The organism is Streptomyces sp. NPDC059248, from assembly GCF_042753905.1.
GTDB lineage: Bacteria > Actinomycetota > Actinomycetes > Streptomycetales > Streptomycetaceae > Streptomyces.
Genome location: NZ_JBHYZV010000017.1, coordinates 48,324 through 66,867 on the forward strand (window position 1 = coordinate 48,324; position 18,544 = coordinate 66,867).

Sequence of the window (18,544 nt, forward strand, 5' to 3'; positions counted from 1 at the left end):
GTTCCACCATGCAGAGAGCCGGTGCCATCGAACCGGGGCTCCTCGACCAGAGCCGCGGTTGGCCGGCCGTCACCGACGGGCCGCCGACCGCGGGGGTGACCCCGGGTCGTGCGGGACCCGGTCACAGGGCCCCGCACGACCCGGGTTATCCCCACGCCGTGCCGGGCGTACGGGGATCCGCGCCCGCGCCCTACGAAGCGGGCGCGCTCCACCGGCCGCCCACCCTGCCCGCGGCCGAGCGCCATACCGTGCACACCCCCGCGTACGCGCCGGCGCCGGACACCGCGGGCGGCGAGTCGGCGGACTCCACCGACTCCACCTCAGGCTCCGCCGACTCCGCCACCGACTCCACCTCCGACTCCGTGGGCGATCCGGAGTGCGGCGGGGGTACGGCGCACAGCGTCGGCATCCTCGGCCCCGTGGTCCTCGTCGGCCCCGACGGAGCGACCGCGCCCTCGGGATCCGTGGTCCGCGCCCTGCTCGGCAGTCTGGCGCTGGCCCACCCGCTCCCGGTGAACGCCGACACCTTCGCCACCCGCCTCTGGCCCGACCGGACACCCGCCCAGGCCCGGCAGTGTCTGCACACCGGCGCGCACCGGCTGCGCTCCTGGCTCCAGAACGCCACCGACGGCGGTCTCGGGGTCGTCACCCAGCCATCGGGTTACGCCCTGCACGGCGGCGAGATGCCCACCGACCTCGCCCGCTTCCGGCACGCCGCCGAACGGGCCCGGCGGATCGCGGACCCGCTGCGCAGGCTGCACCACCTCCAGCGGGCCCACGCCCTGTGGCGCGGCCGGCTGCTGGAGGGCATTCCGCCCGAATGCGTCGACCACCAGGCCCAGCAGTCCCTGATGCTGGAGCACACGGGCCATCTACAGGACCTGGCCAGGGCGGCGCTGGAGGCGCGGCTGCCGAGGGAGGCCATCGTCGCGGCGCGCCGGGCCTGCGAGGAGGACCACTTCAACGAGTCGTCGCACGCGCTGCTCATGGACGCGCTGACGGCGGCGGGGATGCGGGTCGCGGCGCTCGACGTCTACGAGCACATGCGCAACCGGCTCAACCGGTCCTTGGGGATCGCGCCGGGGGAGATCCTCAAGCAGGCCAGGGGGCGGGTGATCGGCCGGTGACGACCGTCACGTCACCGGCCGGGACCCCGCCCGCCGCATCCGAGGTCCCGGCCGCGTTCCCGTCGTACGGGCGCGATGCCGACGGGACCGCGGCGCGCTGACCGCGGCGCGGAGTTCCCGGAGGAGGACGGCCGGCCCACGGGGGACCGGCCGCCGGGAACACCCCGCGCCGCCGGGAACACCCCGCGTGGCCGGGTAGACCCGCGCCGACGCGCGCACCCCTTGCTTGACAGACATTCCAACTCTGGAAAGTCTGTCCATCATGATCGCTCCGACCTATCGCGACGAACGCTCGGGCCGCACCTACCCCCTGACCGATCCGCGCCGCTGGCGCGGCGACGACGGCGCACCGCTGTCGGTCGGCGCTTCGCCGGGCCTCGCGCCCGTCGACGTGGACACCGCCCGCCGGTCCCTGTGGCGCTACCGCGCCGCGTTCCCCGTCCCCCTGGCCCCGGTCACCCTGGGCGAGGGGTGCACCCCGCTGCTGGACGGCGAGTGGGAGGGCGTACCGGTCTCCTTCAAACCCGAGTGGTTCAACCCCACGGGCAGCTTCAAGGACCGCGGCACGAGTCTGATGATCTCCTTCCTCGCCCACCACGGCGCGACCGAGGTCGTCGAGGACAGCTCGGGCAACGGCGGCGCGTCCGTCGCCGCCTACTGCGCCGCCGCGGGCATCCGGGCCAGGATCCTCGTACCCGAACACACCTCGCCCGCCAAGGTCCTCCAGGCCCGCGGGTACGGGGCCGAGGTCGAGGAGATCCCCGGCGACCGAGAGGCCACCGCGGCGGAGGCGCTGCGCCGCGCCGACGCGGGAGCGTTCTACGCCGGCCACAACTGGCACCCCTTCTTCCTCCAGGGCGTCAAGACCCTGGCCTACGAGATCTGGGAGGACCTGGGCTTCCGCGCCCCGGACAACGTGGTCACCGTCGCGGGCGCGGGCAGTACCGTGCTCGGCTGCGCCCTCGGCTTCGGCGAACTCCTCGCCGCGGGCCGGATCGACCGCCTGCCCCGGCTGCTGGTCGCCCAGCCCGCCAACTGCGCCCCGCTGTACGCGGCGTTCCGCGCCGGGTCCACGGAGGAGGTCCCCGTCGACACGGCCCCGACGATCGCCGAGGGCACCGCGATCCGCCACCCGGTCCGGCTCCCGGAGGTCCTGCGCGCCATCCGTGAAAGCGGCGGCGACCTGGTCGCGATCCCGGAGCCCGCCATCGGGGACGCCGTACGCGGACTCGCCCGCAAGGGCCTGTACGCCGAACCCACCAGCGCCGGAGCCGCGGCGGCCGTTACCGCCTTCGCCCGCCGCGGACTGATCGAGCCCGGTCAGCGGACGGTCGTCGTCCTCACCGGCTCGGGCCTCAAGGCGAACGCCGCGATGGCGGGAATCATCGGATGACGCGCCCCGGAACCACCGCCGGAACGCCTGCCGATCGGGGCACCGCTGACGATCATCTGATCCGCGAGGCCGAGAAGATCGCCACCGCCGTCGGGCGGATGCTCCCCGGCCTGTGCGAAGTGGTCCTGCACGATCTGCGCGACCCGGCCCACGCGGTCCGTACCGTCGAGAACCCCCTCTCCGGCCGCGCCCCCGGCGACCCGGCCACCGAACTCGGCCTGGCCCGCCTGAAGGACCCCGGCTTCCCGGACGTCGTCCAGAACTATCCGGGCCGGCTCCCGGACGGCCGCCCACTGAAGAGCACCTCCATCGGTATCCGCAACGCCGAAGGCGACTATGTCGCGGCGCTCTGCCTCAACCTCGACGTCTCCGTCCTCGACCGCGTCACCACGGCCCTCACCCGGCTCACCGCCACCACCTCCGAGTCCCCGGTCCCCGAAACGCTCGCCCCCCGTACCCTCGACACCCTCCGCGCGGCGGCCGAACGCCACGCGGCGGACCACGGACTCACCCCCCGCGAACTCCCCCCACCGGCCCGCAGGGACCTGGTCCGCGCCCTGCGCACGGACGGCTACCTCGACCTCAAACACGCCACATCGACCCTGGCGACCCTGCTCGGTGTCTCCCGCTCCACGATCTACAACTACCTCGAAACCCCCGAACCGCCCCCACGCCGCGAGGCGTAGGGGCACGAGGGCCACCCCGTCGCGGGGAACCACCACCCCGGAACCCGGCACCCCGCGCCCGCCGCCGCATCACCGCGCCTCCCGTCCGCGCCCTACTCCCCTCCGGGGCCGGGCTCCGCGAGCGCGGCCCCCAGCCGGCGTACGCCCTCCACCAGTTCGGCGGTGTCGGCCGTGGCGGCGAACCCGATCCGCAGGTGGGCCGCCGGTGGCTCGGTGGCGAAGTACCGGCCGCCCGCGCTCACGGCGACACCGCGACGCCGGGCGGCGCTCGTCAGCACGGTGTCGTCCACGCCGGACGGCAGCCGGACCCACAGGTGCAGTCCGCCCGCGGGCGGCCCGGCCGGGACCGCGCCCGGTATCTCCCGGGCGACCGCGGCGGCCAGCACGGCGCACCGCTCCCCGAGCGCCGCGCCGAGAGACCGGACGTGCCGGTCCCAGGCCGGGGAGCTGAGCACCTCCAGCGCGGCCTCCTGGAGCGGGCGGGTGACGAAGAAGTCGTCCACCAGACGCACCGCCCGCATCCGCTCCATCACCGGCCCGCGGGCCACCAGCGCCCCGATGCGCAGACTCGGCGCCGCGGGCTTGGTGAGCGATGTGACATGGACGACCGTGCCGTCGTGGTCGTCGGCCACCAAGGGGCGCGGCACCGGCCCGCCGTGCCCCAGATGCCGCGCGAAATCGTCCTCGATCACGAACGCGCCCGAGGCGCGCGCCACATCGAGGACCTGGCGGCGCCGCTCGGGCGCCAGTACGGTGCCGGTCGGATTCTGGTACGTCGGCTGGCAGTACAGCAGCCGAGCGCCGGTCATCGCGAACGCGTCGGCCAGCAGATCGGGCCGCACCCCTTCGGCATCGAGCGGCACCGGCACCGGCCGCAACCCCGCGGCGCGGGCCGCGGCCAGCGCCCGGGGATAGCTGGGCGACTCCACCAGGACCGGGCTGCCGGGCCCGGCGACGGCCCGGAACACGATCGACAGCGCGCTCTGCCCGCCCGCGGTGACCAGTACGTCCTCCGGCGCCACACCGCCGCCGATGAACCCGCTGAACACGGTACGCAGCGCCATCAGCCCACCGGCCGGGGCACGGTCCCAGGCGTCCGGACGGCGCGCCGCCCGCGCCAGCGCCGCGCTCAGGATCCGGGTGGGCTGGAGCGAACGATGCGTATAGCCGCCGTCCATGGAGATCGTTCCGGCCGGTGGCGGTCCGAGCGGGTCGGCGATCAAGCGGGTGTCGACGGCGCGGTCGGTGAGCGCGACCGTCTGCCACGCCGTATCGGGGGCGGCGCCGACGGCCTCGCCGCGGCGCCGGGCCCGTTCCGCCACATACGTCCCGCTGCCCGGCCGGGTCACCACCGCGCCCTCGGCGGCCAGCGCCGCGATGGCCCGCGCCACGGTCGCGGGGCCGACCCGGTACTCCTTGATCAGCTCCCGGCTGCTCGGCAGCCGGTCGCCGGGTGAGAGCCGGGAGAGCAGCGTACGAAGGCTGTCGGCCAACTCCCCAGAAGTGCTACCGTTGTTCATGAGTGATAACGGTAGCGCTTCTGTCCCTGGTCGGGAAGCACTTCAGCTGGACGTCGCCGCTCTGCGGTCCGACACTCCCGGGTGCCGGCAGGTCATCCACTTCAACAACGCGGGCTGCGGTCTGCTCGCGGCACCGGTCCTCGACGCGATGGTCGGCCATCTGAACTTCGAAGCCCGGATCGGCGGTTACGAGGCCTCGGCCGCCCGGGCCGCCGACGTGCGCGGCTTCTACACGGAGATCGCCGCCCTCATCAACACCGCGCCCGACAACATCGCCTTCGCGGGCAGCGCCACACACGCCTATGCCAACGCCCTGTCGTCGATCCCGTTCGAGTCCGGCGACACCATCCTCACCACCCGCGACGACTTCGTCTCCAACCAGATCGCCTTCCTGTCCCTGCGCAAGCGTTTCGGCGTACGTATCGTCCACGCGCCGGACACCCCCGAAGGCGGGGTCGACGTGGCGGCGATGGCCGCGCTGATGCGCACCCACCGCCCGCGTCTGGTGTCCGCCACCCATGTCCCCACCAACTCGGGCCTGGTCTCCCCGGTCGCCGAGATCGGCCGCCACTGCCGCGAGCTGGACCTGCTGTACCTGGTCGACGCCTGCCAGTCGGTGGGGCAGTTCGTCATCGACGTGGAGGAGATCGGCTGCGACCTCCTCACCGCCACCTGCCGCAAATTCCTCCGCGGCCCGCGCGGCTCCGGCTTCCTGTACGTCTCCGACCGCGTCCTGCGCGCCGGCTACGAGCCGCTCTTCATCGATATGCACGGCGCCCGCTGGACCGAACCGGGCGGCTACGAGCCCGTGGCGACGGCGGCCCGGTTCGAGGAGTGGGAGTTCCCCTACGCCACGGTCCTCGGCAGCGCCGCCGCGACCCGCTACGCCCGCGAGGTCGGCATCGAGGCCATCGCCCGCCGCACCCCGTCCCTCGCGGCCCGCCTCCGCGACCGGCTCCGCCCCGTCCCCGGCCTCCGCCTCCTCGACCGCGGCCCGCGCCTCGCCGCCCTCGTCACCTTCGCCGTCGAGGGATGGCAGCCCGAGCCGTTCAAGGCGGCCGTGGACGCCCGCGGCATCAACTCGGCACTCAGTTTCCGCGAGTACGCCCAGTTCGACTTCGGCCACAAGGGCGTCGACTGGTGTCTGCGGCTGTCCCCGCACTACTACAACACCGAGGAGGAGGTCGACCACGTCGCCGATGCGATCACGGACCTCACCACCCGCGGCCGCCCCTGACCACCCCCCACCCCCACCCCCCGGACCCCCGAACCCCCACTGACACCAACGGCCCCGGACGAGAAGCCCGGGGCCGTTCGAACCCCCCGTGGTGAGAAGCCGCCCGAGGCAAGAGTGCCCCCGGCAACTCCTGCCGCGCGTCCACGGACACGGCCCCGGCAGACTGCGCCCGGGCCGAACTCCGGAGCCGTACGCCCTACCCGTCCCTCCGCTCGGCGAACGGGTCCGGACGGGGCCGAACCCGACTTATGAGCCGGGGCAGGTTATTGCAAGGGTCCTGCAAGGAAACCGAGACGTTTGCCGGGAAGACCCCTGCCGACTGGATGAGACACCGAAGAGCGATGGGGGATCGTGTGTCTGTCATGACGACGAAGTCGGCGCTGCTCGAGCAAGGGCACTGGCTGACAGTACGGGACTGCAAGAGGGTGTTGATCGTCGCGCACACCGTCACGTTCGCGCAACGGCTGCGGGAAGTGTTCGACCTGCTGGCAGCGGATCTCCGTCTTCAGCTGGTCTTCACGGCTCCGCCGCACGCGTTCGGCGCAGGAGTGACGGCGTTCCTCGAAGGGCTCGGCATCACCACCGTGCCCTGGGAGGACGCGTTGTGTACGGAATTCGACCTCGCGGTGGTCGCCGGCTCCCGCGGGACGCACAAGTTACAGGCCCCGGTCGTGCGGATCTCGCACGGAGCGGGCCACATCAAGCTGATGACCGACACCTCGTCGCTGGCCCCGGGGGAACCGCGTCCGCCGGGAATGCTGAGCCGTCGGCACCTGCTGCACGAAGGACAGGTCGTTCCGGCGGCCATCGTGTACGGCCACGCACGGGATGTCGAGGAACTGGCCCTCTTCTGCCCGGAGGCACTCTCCGTCGCCGAGGTGGTCGGTGACCCGTGCGTCGACCGGATCACGGCGGGTATGACCAGGCGCGACCACTACCGCCGTGCGCTCGGTATAGAGCCCGGAGAGCGACTCCTCGTGGTGACCTCCACCTGGGGCCCGACCTCGACCTTCGGGCGCCTCGACGCGCTGCTGCCGCACTTGCTCGGGCAGCTGCCCGGACCGGGCTACCGGGTCGCGATGCTGTTGCATCCGAACGTATACGCCGGGCACGGAACATGGCAGGTGCGTAGCTGGCTGGCCGCCTGCCGCGGCCGGGGAATCGCGGTGGTGCCACCCACGGCCGACTGGCAGGCGCCCCTCATCGCGGCGGACTGGATCATCGGTGATCACGGGTCGCTCACCTCGTACGGCACGCTCACCGCTGCCGCGATCCTGCTCACGGCCGGTCCGCGCCGGGAAGTATCCGCATCGTCCCCGGCCGCGATGCTCGCCGCCGCCGCACCCGTGATCTCCCCGGGGTACGAGTTGACCGGACAACTGGAATACGCGGCCCGATTGCATCAGCCGGGACAGTACGCTCAAGTGGCCGCCCTGCTCTCCTCGGTGCCGGGCGAGTTCCATCAACGGATGCGGTCGGTGCTCTACCGCGTACTCGGTCTGGGAGAACCCGCCTGCCCGCCGGACGTCGCTCCGCCTCCGCTCCCGCCTCCGCTGCGGCGGTGGGAGATTCCCGCCGACAGCGGAGTCCCGCTATGAGTAACCGATCACCGGCCCGGGGCCCGAACGCCCCGGCGCCCCGCGTCTCGCCCGTCATCCGGATACCGGCGCCACGAGGCGAGCCGGACACCGCATGGGCCATGGTGTGCTTCCACGCCACCAAGACCGCCGACGGCCCTGGTGGTCACGACGACCGACGGGTGGAACTCGCCTGGCGCTCCGATACGGGGCACGGGCAGGCACTCGTGCGTATCTCCGCACTCGCCCGCGCCGGAAGGGGCCACGGGTACGCACAGGCCCGGCCGTGTGCGTATGTGCCCGGCGGGCTGCCGTGCGACCTGCATCTACGGACGACTCCGGACGGCTCCGAAGATCCGGTTCTCCTGGAGCAGGCCGATGTGCTCGTGGGGCGGATCCCGCTGTCGCCGCCGGCGGCCCGCCGACGTGCGCGGGACCTCCTGGAGCGGCACCCGGGGTGTCTTGTCGCCGTCGTGCCCGATCTGAACGCCGGATGTGTCGTCGGCCTGAGAGACGGCTCGGGCGGGGTGCGTTACCTCTGGCCGGAACCCTGCGCGTCCGGCGACTATGTCCCACCCCGGATCCTCGGGTCGGTCCTGCATGCCTGGATCGCGGCCGGCGAGTCGCCCCACACCCTGCGTTCCGTCCGTCCGGAACCACGGCGCTGATCGGTTCAGCAACCACCGGGCCACCGGCTGCGGCACCCATCACAGCTGCCGCAGCCGGTCGTCCAGGCGCTCCGCGTCCTCCGGACTGAGCCGCCGGAGGATGTCACGGGCCGCTCCGTAGAGCCGAGCGGCATCCACCAAGTCGCCGCCGGACTGTGCGACCTGGCCGAGCCACTCCAGGCAACGCGCCTCCCAGTGCTCCGACCGGCCGCTACCGGAGCGGAAGTGATTCAGCGCATCCTGTAATCGTCGGACCGCCGCGTCGAAGTCACCCCGGCGCTTCAGCGCCCGGCCCAGCAACGCATGTGCACGTGCTGCCTCGTAGCCCTCGTCGAGCGCTGCCAGCTCGTTCGCGGAATCCTGCAAGTGGGAGACGGCCGCGTCGAGGTCACCGCTCGCCAGGGCGGTCTCACCGAGACGACGCCGGGAGAGGGCGGCACCGCGGTGGTAACCGATCGACTCGCGAAGCCGCAGGGCCTGCTCGAAGTGGGTGCGCGCCTCGTCCAGCCGCTCGGCCAACAGGTTGATGTGTCCGAGCCCGTTGAACGCCTGCGACTGTTGCCTGACATCCCCGTCGGCCGTCGCCAGCTCCAGTGCCTGCCGGTACCAGTCGGCGGCCTCGTCATAGCAGCCGGCGTTGCGCAGACCGATCGCGCCCGAGGTGAGCATACGGCTCAGACCGGGCCCCGATCCGTCGGCCTGTGCGGCCGCGCGGCCGAGACGGTGGGCCTCGATCCACATCTCGGTGGGCCGCAAACGCAGGAACAGCGGCCACATAAGATCGGTCAGTCGCCAGCACGAGTTGTGCCAGCCGGCCTTGGCGCAGTGCCGCACCGCACCGATCAGCGCTTTGCGATGTGTGTCGAGCCACTCCAGCGCTGCCTCGGGACTTCGGAGAGGGGCGGGGGGAACGTGCCCGATGCCGGCGTCATGACCGGCCAGCCGATGACTCGGGGTGAGAAGGAGTTCGGCCGAGGCCGCGGTGGACAGGCACCAGCCGACGAAGCGACGCATGGTCTGCTCCCGCTCGTGCGGCTCGTCCGACTTCTCGCCGAGTCGACGGGCGTGCGGTTGGACGAGGTCGTGAAAGCGATAGGTGCTCGGTGCGGTCTCCACCAGCAGATTCGCCTCCACCAGCGCGTGGACGGCGAGGTCGGCTGCGTCATCTCCCTCGGACTCACGTTCCTCGGATGTGGCAATCGCGGTCAGCATCGCCAGATCATGCCGATCCGTGGGGAGAAGACCCATCCTGCGGTAGAGCCGCGCGCTGGATTCGGGCAGCAGCTCGTACGACAGGTCCAGTGCCGTACGCATCACCGCCACACCGTCGACTCGGAGGGCGTCCAGCACCCCCCGACCCCGGGAGAGGCTGTCGGCCAAGGCCGACACGGAACGGTGCGGACGCACGGCGAGCTGCGCCGATGCCAGGGCAACGGCCAACGGCAGGCGTCCGCAGAGACGAACCACTTCCCGGGCCGCGGCCGGCTCTTCGGACACCCGCGTCCCGCCCCCGACGGCCAGGAGTTCTACGGCGGATTCCGCCGGAAGCCCGTCCAGGCGGTGGACTGCAGCCCCGTCGACCTGCAATCCCGTGAGGTGGCTTCTGCTGGTGACCATGGTGAGGCCGGTGGGTGCGGTGAGAAGAAGGGGGCGTACCTGGGCAGCCGTGAAGGCACTGTCCAGGAGGACGACGAGGCGTAGCTTCGCCGTCATGGAGCGCCACAGGGCGCTCCGTTGTGCGACTCCGACCGGTACGGCAGGTGCTCCCAGCGCGATCAGGAAGGCCTCCAGGACCGTGGCGGGGGAGGCCGGTCCCGCTTCCCCCGCCGCGTCGGGTCCACCCAGGTCGGCGTAGAGCTGGCCGTCGGGGAAGAGGCCTTCGCGTTCGACCAGCCATTGAGTGGCGAAGGTGGTCTTCCCGACCCCTGGTGGACCGCTCACCACCAGCACCTGCGGTGCGTGGGGCGAGCGCCGGGCCCGCAGCGTGTCCAAGGCCTGCCGGTCCGATTCGCGGTCGAGGAAACGGGCCGGAACCGGGGGCAGCTGCCGGGGTATCGGCATCGTTGTCCGGGCCGCCGCGGCAGTCGAGTGGAAGTGGAGGCCCCCGTGAATGTCCCGCGCCTGAACGCTCGGTCCGTGCAGGACGGAATTCCCACCGATGGCGTTGCTGGTGCCGTCGGACGGCGGGGCGGCTGCCGGGGGTAACGGGGGCGGTGCGTGCAGGACCAGCCAGTCCCTGAGAGCAGTTCGCGTCGCCGTGTCCTGCCGGGCCAGCCGAACCAGCGCTTCGGCTAGTTCACGCCAATCCGCCGCGACCGCCGTCTGTGCCGTCCGGTCCAAAGACGCATACAGCCGGCGGACTGCCGGATCGACGAGGGCGGCGGCTACCACGATCTGTTCCAGGCCGTGCCGTGCGGAAGACTCCGAGGCCGAGCCACGGACGCCCATGGTCGACAGTGCCGCGACCAACTGGTCCGAAGAAGGAACTTGCATGCACGTAACTCCTATCTATGCAGCGGGAGTTACTGCCTTTCGAAGGCAGTATGCCAGTGGAATAGTCGCGCATGAGCCAACATCCCGCGCCCCGTGCTTCCATGTGGACGGGGGTGCCTTGGACATGACACTCTCAATTACTTGAAATTTCAGCAGGCCCTACCGGCGGGGGGAGGCGCTGGTGGAGTTCGAGATTCGACTGTCGGGTTCGGTCGGCATATGGACAGCGCAGTGCCGAAACGATCTCGGATCGGCCAAAACACGAGTGGCCCTGGCGGCCCTGGCGTGGGACGCGGGCCGCACGGTGGGCGTGGATACGCTGATTCATCGCATCTGGGACGAGCATCCGCCCGGCAAGGCCCGAGTGGCCTTGCGTGTCCACATCTCGCGGATCCGTAACGCTCTGCGAATGATCACAGAAGATGCTCCTGCGATCATCAGTCGCACGAATTCGTATGTGATGCAGATCGATCCGGAACGCATTGATCTCCGCTGCTATATCAGCTCTGTGGAGCAGGCACGTTCCTTCAGGGACAGCGGCGACAAGGGCGAGGCTCTGAATCTGTTGGACCGAGCCGAAGCCCACTGGTACGGCGAGCCGATGGCGGGAATGGTGGGTTCCTGGGTCGAACATCTGCGCTCCGTCGTAGGTGAAAGCAATCTCGTTGCTGCCAGGACGCGTGCCGAAATCCTCCTCGCGGACGGTAAGTTCGCCGACGCCGTGCCGGTACTGCTGCCCGTGGCGGGCGCACGGCCGGCCGATGAGGGCCTGGCGGAGCTGCTGGCTGTCGCGTTCTACGGCGCCGACCGCACCGCCGAGGCGACCAAACTGCTCCAGCGGACACGGCAGCGGGTGGTGCGTGACATCGGGCTGGACGCCGGGCGGGGGCTGCACCGGGTCCAGCAGGGAATCCTGGCGGGATTGCCGGCTGTCTCCCTGCTCCGGCGCGCCGGTTCCGGCGTGACGCCGCTCACCGGCCCCACGATTCCGCATGCTCCGGACAATCTGCCGCGTGATGTGCCGTGGGTAGGGCGGCGCGAAGAGCTTCGGAGGCTTACCGCGGCGCTGTGCGAGGCGGGAGGAGCGGCTGCCGTCGTCACCGTGGAGGCGATCGACGGCATGGGCGGTGTCGGCAAGACGGCGCTCGCCGTACATACGGCGCATCGGTTGCGGGATCGGTTTCCGGATGGGTGCGTCTACCTCCACCTGGGGGGACGGGCCCCGGGGCCGTCGGCTCCGGCTTCCACCCGAGCGTTGACCGAACTGCTGCGGTTGATCGGACTCGACTCGAAGGAAATGCCGAACAGTATCGACGAGCTGACCGCCTTGTGGCGATCCATGGCACGGGAGCGCCGCATGCTCGTCATCCTCGACGACGCGGCCACATCCGAGCATGTGCTCCCGCTCCTGCCCGGCGCCTCACCGACAGTCGTCGTCGTGACCAGTCGCAGGAGGCTCTCCGGTTTGCCAGGAGTGCGCCCTTTCTTCCTCGATGTCCTGCCACCCGAGGACGCGGCGGAACTGTTCGTCCAGCGGCTCGGCCGGCGCCCCGGCACCGACCCGGCCGAGGTCACCGAGATCATCCGCATCTGCAACCATCTTCCCCTGGCCATAGAGATCGCTGCGAGCAGGCTGCTCGCCCGGCCCTCATGGACCACGCTCGACCTGCTGCGGCAGCTGCGGACCGGAAGCGGTCGGCTCGCACAACTCCACGACGGCGAACGGACGATGACACATGTCTTCGCCCTGTCGTATCGGGCGCTCACCGCCGAGCAGCAACTCGTCTTCCGGCGCGCGGGTCTGCATTTCGGGGTGGAATTTGGACCTACGGCCATTGCCGCACTCGCCGGTTGCACCGTGGAGGCGGCCGAGCGCCTACTCGAAGAGCTTCTGTCGCACCGACTCGTATCCGAACCCGCGCCGCACCGCTTCACGATGCACGATCTCCTGCGTGACTATGCCCGCGCGCTCGCGACATCCGGTGACCCCGACACGGAGGGCGATGCCCGTCGAGCCGTGGAGAGCTTGGTGAACCACTACGTACGCACGGCGGACCGTGCCGACCGTCTCGCCTATCCGTTCCGTTCGCGCATGGACCTCGATCCCGCGCCGGGTCAGGGACCGCCGGTACCGGAGATGAACGATGCACAAGAGGCCGAGCAATGGCTGATCGCCGAAGGCGCCAATCTTCTGGAGGCGTTGGACTGGCTCTCCGCCCACGGCACGGAACGCCAACTGGCCATGGCGGTGCACGCACTGGCCGGCTTCCTCGACATGGAAGTTCCCCTCGACGCCGCGGAGTCCCTGCTGCTACGAGCGGTCGCCCACTGGAACACCACGAGCGGCGAAACCTCGAAGGCCCGAGCCCTGCTCGACCTGGGCGCCGTGCAGACGCACGGCTCCCGCTACGCCGCAGCGACCGCGACCGTGCAGGCTGCCCAAGGCATCGCCCGCTCCTTGAACGACCCGGATCTGGAGAGCGAGTGCATTCAGCAGTTGTCCGTGCTGCTGTGGCAGACCGGCCAGTATGCGGTTGCGTATGCGACCCAGAAGCACTTGCTGGATTACTTGAAGTCAACGGGAGATGTGCTTCGAATAGCACGTAGTCAGAACATGCTGGGGATACTCAACTTGCACCTGGGGCAGAATCAGGAGGCGCTCGACTGCTTTACCTCCGCCTTGCTTGATTTTACCGGAATCGGGGATCGGCGGGGAAGGTACAGTGCGTTGAACAATTTGGGAAAGGTGTTTCAGAAGATCGGAGATCAGGCGGCTGCCCATAAATACTACAAGGATGCGATGGAGGTGGCTCAGGGCATGGGGAACAGGCGCGACTGGGCCATGCTCCGTATTAATTTCGCAAGCGTTTTGGAGGCAATGGGGAGAGTTGAGGAAGCACTCGACTGGTATGAATTAGTGCTTCCCGTCCTCCGCGAGGTGGGGGATCGGCGGGGTGAGGCCATCGCTCTCAACGGCCTCGGCAGGGTGTGTCGTACGGCAGGCCGGATCGAGGAGGCGCTGGGGCGTCATGTCGCGGCGCTCTCGGTGATCCGCAGGATCCAAGCTCTGGGCGACGAGTGCGACATTCTTTTCGATTTGGCCCTGACCGAGCGGGAAACGGGACGGATCTCCGTGGCGCTGGGGCATCTGGAGGAAAGTCTGTCTCTCAGCCGGACCATCGGGGCGCCGGCCGAGGAAGCCCGTGCCGAGAGCGTACTGGCCGAAATTCGTGCAGAATTCAACAGCCTGCTGCAGTAGGCGGCGTGCGGCGCGGCAGGGTGTTCGAGCTTGCGTACGAATATGATGCGCCCCGACTGTGGCACTTGCTTGATGCAGTTAAATATCCGCGAGGGCTAGGATCGCCTCTGGTGGATCAAGCAAGCGATTATCGGATACATTGACGAGACCTTCCGGCGATGTCGCTGCGGGGACTTCTGCGGGAGTACAACTATTCCTTCTAGTACGTTCAATTGGAACCTGATGAACAGTGCAAAGTACGCGATAGCTGTGGCCTTGCTCTCCTGTATCGCGTATGTGGTAGGTAGTGGTATTTACCCGACCTATCCCGGTTTGTAGCGCAACCTTGTCCGGTGCCGCACCGCCAGGGCGGCGATGCGGCACCGGGTGCGGCGTCTGTCCCGGGGCCTGGTGTGTGGTGTTTCGTTCGGCGCCCCGGGCGGACCGTGCGGGCGATTCGCCTATTCGCGGGTCGGGGACTCCGGAGCGGGTGTCATGGTGAAGGTGAGGCCGGAGAAGTCCCGGCCCTGAACCACCGGACCGTTCTGGATTCCGCCCCTGATGCTGTTGTGGACCACGGCACCGGACTCCGACTCGGCCTGTAGTCGCCACTCCTCGAGAAGTACCCGGAACTCACCGTCCAACGCCGCCCGCACACCGAGGGCCGTGGCCAGGGCCTGGGCGCGCAGCGCATCGGTCGGGTTGTCCTCCAGTTCGGCGACTTCCCGTTCACCGGAGCTGATCTGAGGCGATCCGGCTCCGTCCGCCCCTGGGGCCGAGCCCCGCTGGAACGGGTGTCGTACGAGCGCGGTGAGTCCCTGCCACGCCTGGCGCCCGGCCTCGGTTCCCACTCCGCCGATCAGTGCGGCGAGGGTCGCGGCGGTGATCGGGTCCATTGCGGCTTCTCCCTCTGTCGACGTCGGATCCTTCTACTTTAGGACCGCCGCAGGGTGAGCCGGAGTGGCTCGGGCGTGTGTTGTAGGCCCGGGCCGGATAGTGCTGATCCTTGAGGGGAATTTCAGGAGATCAACTCTCCGTCCGCTCACGCAAACGGCCCCGGACTAGGAGCCCGAGGCCGAATGAAACGCCTCCCTGGGGGAGAAACCCCAGGTCAGCGGCTTGGTGCGTTGTGCCCCCGGCAGGATTCGAACCTGCGACACCCGCTTTAGGAGAGCGGTGCTCTATCCCCTGAGCTACGAAGGCGGGGTGGGACAAAAGCCCTGGTCAGTCGGGTAACCGTGGTCTGCCGTACGTCCTTGCGGTGCGCGGGCAGGCAGGGTGGTAGCCGATTGCCGGTGACAGCCTAGCGGATTGCTCGCGGGCGGGGCGCCCCCGAGCGGTCGGGGGCGGGGGATGCTCGGGGCAGGGGTGGGTTGACGGGGGTCGGGGGCGGATCTAGCGTCCCGTGGCGTGGGGGCCGGACGGGGCCCGTTCTGGTGAGGAGGGGCGGGGCGTGAGGCGGGAGCAGCTGGTGGCGCCGGGGGGTCCGTTCGAGGTGGAGCGGGGGGACGACGGGCGGCTGGGGTATGTGAACGCGCCGCGCACGCTCGTCGAGTTCGTCGAGGCCACCTGGGCGTACCGGGACCGGGTCTTTCTGGTCGGGCCGGATGTCACGTATACCTATGGCGCGTTCTTCGCCGCCGCGACGGCGCTCGCGCGGCGGCTCGTGGACGAGTACGGGATGCGGCCGGGGGAGCGGGCCGCCGTGGTGATGCGGAACCATCCCGAGTGGCAGATCGCCTTCTGGGCGGCGCAGTTCGCCGGTCTGGTGACGGTGCCCCTCAACGCCTGGTGGACGGCGGACGAGCTGACGGTCGCCCTGGACGACTGCACCCCGAGGGTGCTCCTCGTCGACGGGGAGCGGCTGCCCCGGGTGGCGGGCTGGGCGGGGCGGGTCGGGGCGCGGGTGGTGGTCTTCCGGGGCGGGGCTGTGGAGGGGGGCGAGCGGTACGAGGACTTTCCCGAGCCCGATCCGTACGGTGCCCCGCCCGTCGTGGAGATCCGGCCCGAGGACGATGCGACGATCCTCTACACCTCGGGCACCACGGGCCGCCCCCGGGGCGCCGTCGCCACCCAGCTCGCGCAGGCCGGGGCCGCGGTGCATCCCCGGTATCACGCGGCTGCGGCGGCCCTCGCGCGCGGATCCGTACCCGGGGCCGGGCCCGCGCCCGTCGCCCTGATGACGTACCCCTTCTTCCACGCGGCCGCCTTCACGCACGTCTACGCGACCATGGCCGTCGGCGGCACGCTCGTCCTGATGCGGGAGTGGGACGCAAAGACGGCGCTCGCGCTGATCGACCGCCATCGCGTCACCCATTTCTCCGGGGTGCCCGCCACGGCGCTGCGGCTGCTGGACGCCGCCGAGCGCGCCGGGCACCCGCTGGCGTCGCTGACGCACCTCTCCACCGGTGGCGCCGCGCCGCCGCCGGGGCTCGTGGCCCGGATCGCCGAGCGGTACGGGTCCCGGATCGAGCCGCGTACGGGATACGGGCTGACCGAGACCTGCGGTGGCGTACTGGCGCACTTCGGGGACGCCTACCGCGACGATCCCGCCGCCGCGGGGATTCCCGTGCCCGCGGTCGAGGTCCGTACCGACGAGCACGGCGAGCTGTGGCTGCGCGGCCAGTCGCTGGTCCGCGGCTACTGGCGGGACGCTGAGGCGACGGCCGCCGCGCTCACGCCCGACGGCTGGCTCAGGACCGGGGATCTCGCGGTGCTCGGCGACGACGGGCGGATCGCGATCGTGGACCGGATCAAGGACATCGTGATCCGCGGCGGCGAGAACGTGTACTGCGCGGAGGTGGAGGGCGTGCTCCACGGGCATCCCGCGGTCGCGGATGTCGCGGTCGTCGGCGTACCCCATCCCGAGCTGGGCGAGGAGGTCGCGGCCGTCGTACGGCTGCGGGACGGCGCGACGGTGGAGGGAGCGGAGCTGCGGCGGTACGTCGCGGACCGGCTCGCGGCCTTCAAGGTGCCGGCGTACGTGATCCGGGGCGACGTACCGCGGGGTGCGACGGGGAAGATCCTCAAGCGGGAGCTTCGGGAGTCACTGGTCGCCGCGCACGCCGCTCAGGGGCGGGTGACGCGGACCGTGTAGACCCCGCCGTCGTCCTCGGACACCACCGCGATCTCCACCCCCGTCTCCTTGTCCTTGAACCGCTCACCGGGCCTATAGGGCGCGTCCGACAGCTCAGCGTGCACATTGGGGCGCTTGGTGCAGCCGCCGCTGTCCGCGCGGCTGTCGGAGACCGTCACCGGACCCTGCCCGGTGTCCACATCGGCCTTCACGCGGTAGACGAGGACACCCGGACGGCATACGGCCTCGTCGTTGCCCTCCCGGGTGCGGACCTCGACGGCGTAGCCGGTCTCGGCGGAGACGGGCACGATCGCCAGCTTGGTGCCCCCGGCGACGGCGAGCGGGGTGAGCCGGTAATCGGTGGTGCCGGGCGCGGACGCGCAGTGGATCTGCTCGGAGTCCAGCCAGCCCAGCTTCCACTTGTGCCAGCCCAGGAGATCGTTGTTGGCCCCCCAGTCCTCGGACATGATGTCCCAGTGCCCGACGGTGCCGCCGCCGTCGGCGGTGTAGAGGTCCGGCAGGCCGAAGACATGGCCGTTCTCGTGCGGCAGGACCCGGAACCCGGTCTCGGCGTACGAACCCGAGCCGTCGTCCTGGCGGCTGTAGACGAAGGACGTGTTCGCCAGCGGTACGCCGTCGGCGACGGGCGCGTCGGGGTTGCCGGAGAACGTCACCGACAGCACGGTGTCCAGCGCCGAAGGGCCGGCGTTGGGCGTGACCAATATGTTGACCAGGTCGTACGCGCTGAAGTCGACCCGGTCGTCGGCGACCTCCACGACGTCCTCGACCAGGTCGCGGTAGGCCGGTTCGTACGGGGCGCCGCGCTCTATCCCGTACTCCGTGAACGGCCTCGGCATCCGCAGCCAGCCGGGTACCGGGGCCTCGGGGAGATAGCTGAGGCGGCCGTACGAACTGATCCGGAACCACTCCGCGGTCTGCGGGAAGAACTCTCCGAGGCGTTCCGCGGCCGTGCCCTCGCCCACCGCGTCCGGGAAGTCGATCATCAGATTGAGGGCGCGGACCTCGCCCGTGGAGGGGGAGAAGCCGGGCGGGGTCGGCATGCCCTCGGACATCTGGATGCCCAGACTCGCCGGGAGGCGGCAGGGGCCGAGGCCGGTCGCGTCGGGGGCGGCGGCGGGCCCCGCGGACGAGCCCCGGTCGGGCGACGACAGAGGGTCGCTCGCGGTGGTCAGGGCGGCGATCGCGAGGGCGAGGAAGGCCGCGATACCGCTGATCCTGCGGGTGCCGCCGGAGGTGCGACGCAGACCGGTACGGCCGCCGCGGCGGGCCGTGAAGCCGCCCGCGAGGGTGGGGGCCAGCAGGGAGTCCGTGGCCCGGACACGCTTCGGCGCCCGGGACGCCCAGCCGGTCTTCCGGCTGGATATCCGGCTGGTCGGGCGTATCCGGCGGCGCGGGGGGTGCATGCGATCAGCCTCCGGGCGGCCGTGGCGGGCCGCGCGCGGAGCGGGGCCGATCGGGTGGGGCCGACGGCGGGGCAGGGAATGTGACGCAGGTCACATTCGATCCGG

12 protein-coding genes and 1 tRNA gene are annotated in these 18,544 nt (G+C 70.7%); 8 read left to right on the top strand and 5 right to left on the bottom strand.

Annotated elements, in window-relative coordinates; translation table 11 throughout:
- Window positions 1-158: 158 nt before the first annotated feature.
- From ACFXG1_RS09940 to ACFXG1_RS09950, 3 genes are all read left to right on the top strand, one after another.
- Window positions 159-1,127, top strand: a complete 969-nt coding sequence (locus ACFXG1_RS09940) for a BTAD domain-containing putative transcriptional regulator (RefSeq protein ID WP_384718774.1) — start codon at window positions 159-161, stop codon at window positions 1,125-1,127.
- Between the two features lie 262 nt (window positions 1,128-1,389).
- Window positions 1,390-2,520: a pyridoxal-phosphate dependent enzyme gene (locus ACFXG1_RS09945; protein WP_384741946.1), complete on the top strand. Its 1,131-nt coding sequence runs from the start codon at window positions 1,390-1,392 to the stop codon at window positions 2,518-2,520.
- Entirely contained in the window at window positions 2,517-3,206 is a 690-nt protein-coding gene (locus ACFXG1_RS09950; RefSeq protein ID WP_384741948.1) for a transcriptional regulator, read from the top strand. Before ACFXG1_RS09945 ends, ACFXG1_RS09950 begins: the two co-directional genes overlap by 4 nt.
- 92 nt (window positions 3,207-3,298) lie before the next feature.
- Here ACFXG1_RS09950 and ACFXG1_RS09955 read toward each other — a convergent pair whose 3' ends face one another.
- Complete coding sequence (locus ACFXG1_RS09955; RefSeq protein ID WP_384741950.1) at window positions 3,299-4,726, bottom strand: PLP-dependent aminotransferase family protein; 1,428 nt, start codon at window positions 4,724-4,726, stop codon at window positions 3,299-3,301.
- Between ACFXG1_RS09955 and ACFXG1_RS09960 the strand changes: the two genes are divergently transcribed.
- From ACFXG1_RS09960 to ACFXG1_RS09970, 3 genes are all read left to right on the top strand, one after another.
- Window positions 4,725-5,963: an aminotransferase class V-fold PLP-dependent enzyme gene (locus ACFXG1_RS09960; protein ID WP_384722308.1), complete on the top strand. Its 1,239-nt coding sequence runs from the start codon at window positions 4,725-4,727 to the stop codon at window positions 5,961-5,963. The genes ACFXG1_RS09955 and ACFXG1_RS09960 overlap by 2 nt on opposite strands.
- A 362-nt stretch (window positions 5,964-6,325) precedes the next feature.
- Window positions 6,326-7,561 carry a hypothetical protein gene (locus ACFXG1_RS09965; RefSeq protein WP_384741952.1) on the top strand — a complete coding sequence of 412 codons (1,236 nt, stop codon included), beginning with the start codon at window positions 6,326-6,328 and terminating at the stop codon, window positions 7,559-7,561.
- Window positions 7,558-8,208 (top strand): hypothetical protein, encoded by a 651-nt coding sequence (locus ACFXG1_RS09970; RefSeq protein ID WP_384712298.1) that lies wholly within the window; start codon window positions 7,558-7,560, stop codon window positions 8,206-8,208. Before ACFXG1_RS09965 ends, ACFXG1_RS09970 begins: the two co-directional genes overlap by 4 nt.
- 39 nt (window positions 8,209-8,247) lie before the next feature.
- Here the strand turns inward: ACFXG1_RS09970 and ACFXG1_RS09975 are convergent, their stop codons facing one another.
- Complete coding sequence (locus ACFXG1_RS09975) at window positions 8,248-10,701, bottom strand: tetratricopeptide repeat protein (protein WP_384741954.1); 2,454 nt, start codon at window positions 10,699-10,701, stop codon at window positions 8,248-8,250.
- Between the two features lie 181 nt (window positions 10,702-10,882).
- On the opposite strand from ACFXG1_RS09975, the gene ACFXG1_RS09980 reads away from it, so the two are divergent.
- Complete coding sequence (locus ACFXG1_RS09980; RefSeq protein ID WP_384741956.1) at window positions 10,883-13,960, top strand: tetratricopeptide repeat protein; 3,078 nt, start codon at window positions 10,883-10,885, stop codon at window positions 13,958-13,960.
- Window positions 13,961-14,400: 440 nt separating this feature from the next.
- Here ACFXG1_RS09980 and ACFXG1_RS09985 read toward each other — a convergent pair whose 3' ends face one another.
- Entirely contained in the window at window positions 14,401-14,835 is a 435-nt protein-coding gene (locus ACFXG1_RS09985; RefSeq protein ID WP_384712289.1) for a hypothetical protein, read from the bottom strand.
- 234 nt (window positions 14,836-15,069) lie between these two features.
- Window positions 15,070-15,142, bottom strand: a tRNA-Arg gene (locus tag ACFXG1_RS09990).
- A gap of 250 nt (window positions 15,143-15,392) precedes the next feature.
- Here ACFXG1_RS09990 and ACFXG1_RS09995 point away from each other — a divergent pair.
- Window positions 15,393-17,036 (top strand): class I adenylate-forming enzyme family protein, encoded by a 1,644-nt coding sequence (locus tag ACFXG1_RS09995; protein WP_384712287.1) that lies wholly within the window; start codon window positions 15,393-15,395, stop codon window positions 17,034-17,036.
- On the opposite strand, the gene ACFXG1_RS10000 is transcribed toward ACFXG1_RS09995, so the two are convergent.
- Window positions 17,009-18,439, bottom strand: coding sequence for a M6 family metalloprotease domain-containing protein (locus ACFXG1_RS10000; RefSeq protein WP_384712284.1), 1,431 nt, complete (start codon window positions 18,437-18,439; stop codon window positions 17,009-17,011). The two genes, ACFXG1_RS09995 and ACFXG1_RS10000, sit on opposite strands and share 28 nt — an antisense overlap.
- Window positions 18,440-18,544: the final 105 nt, after the last annotated feature.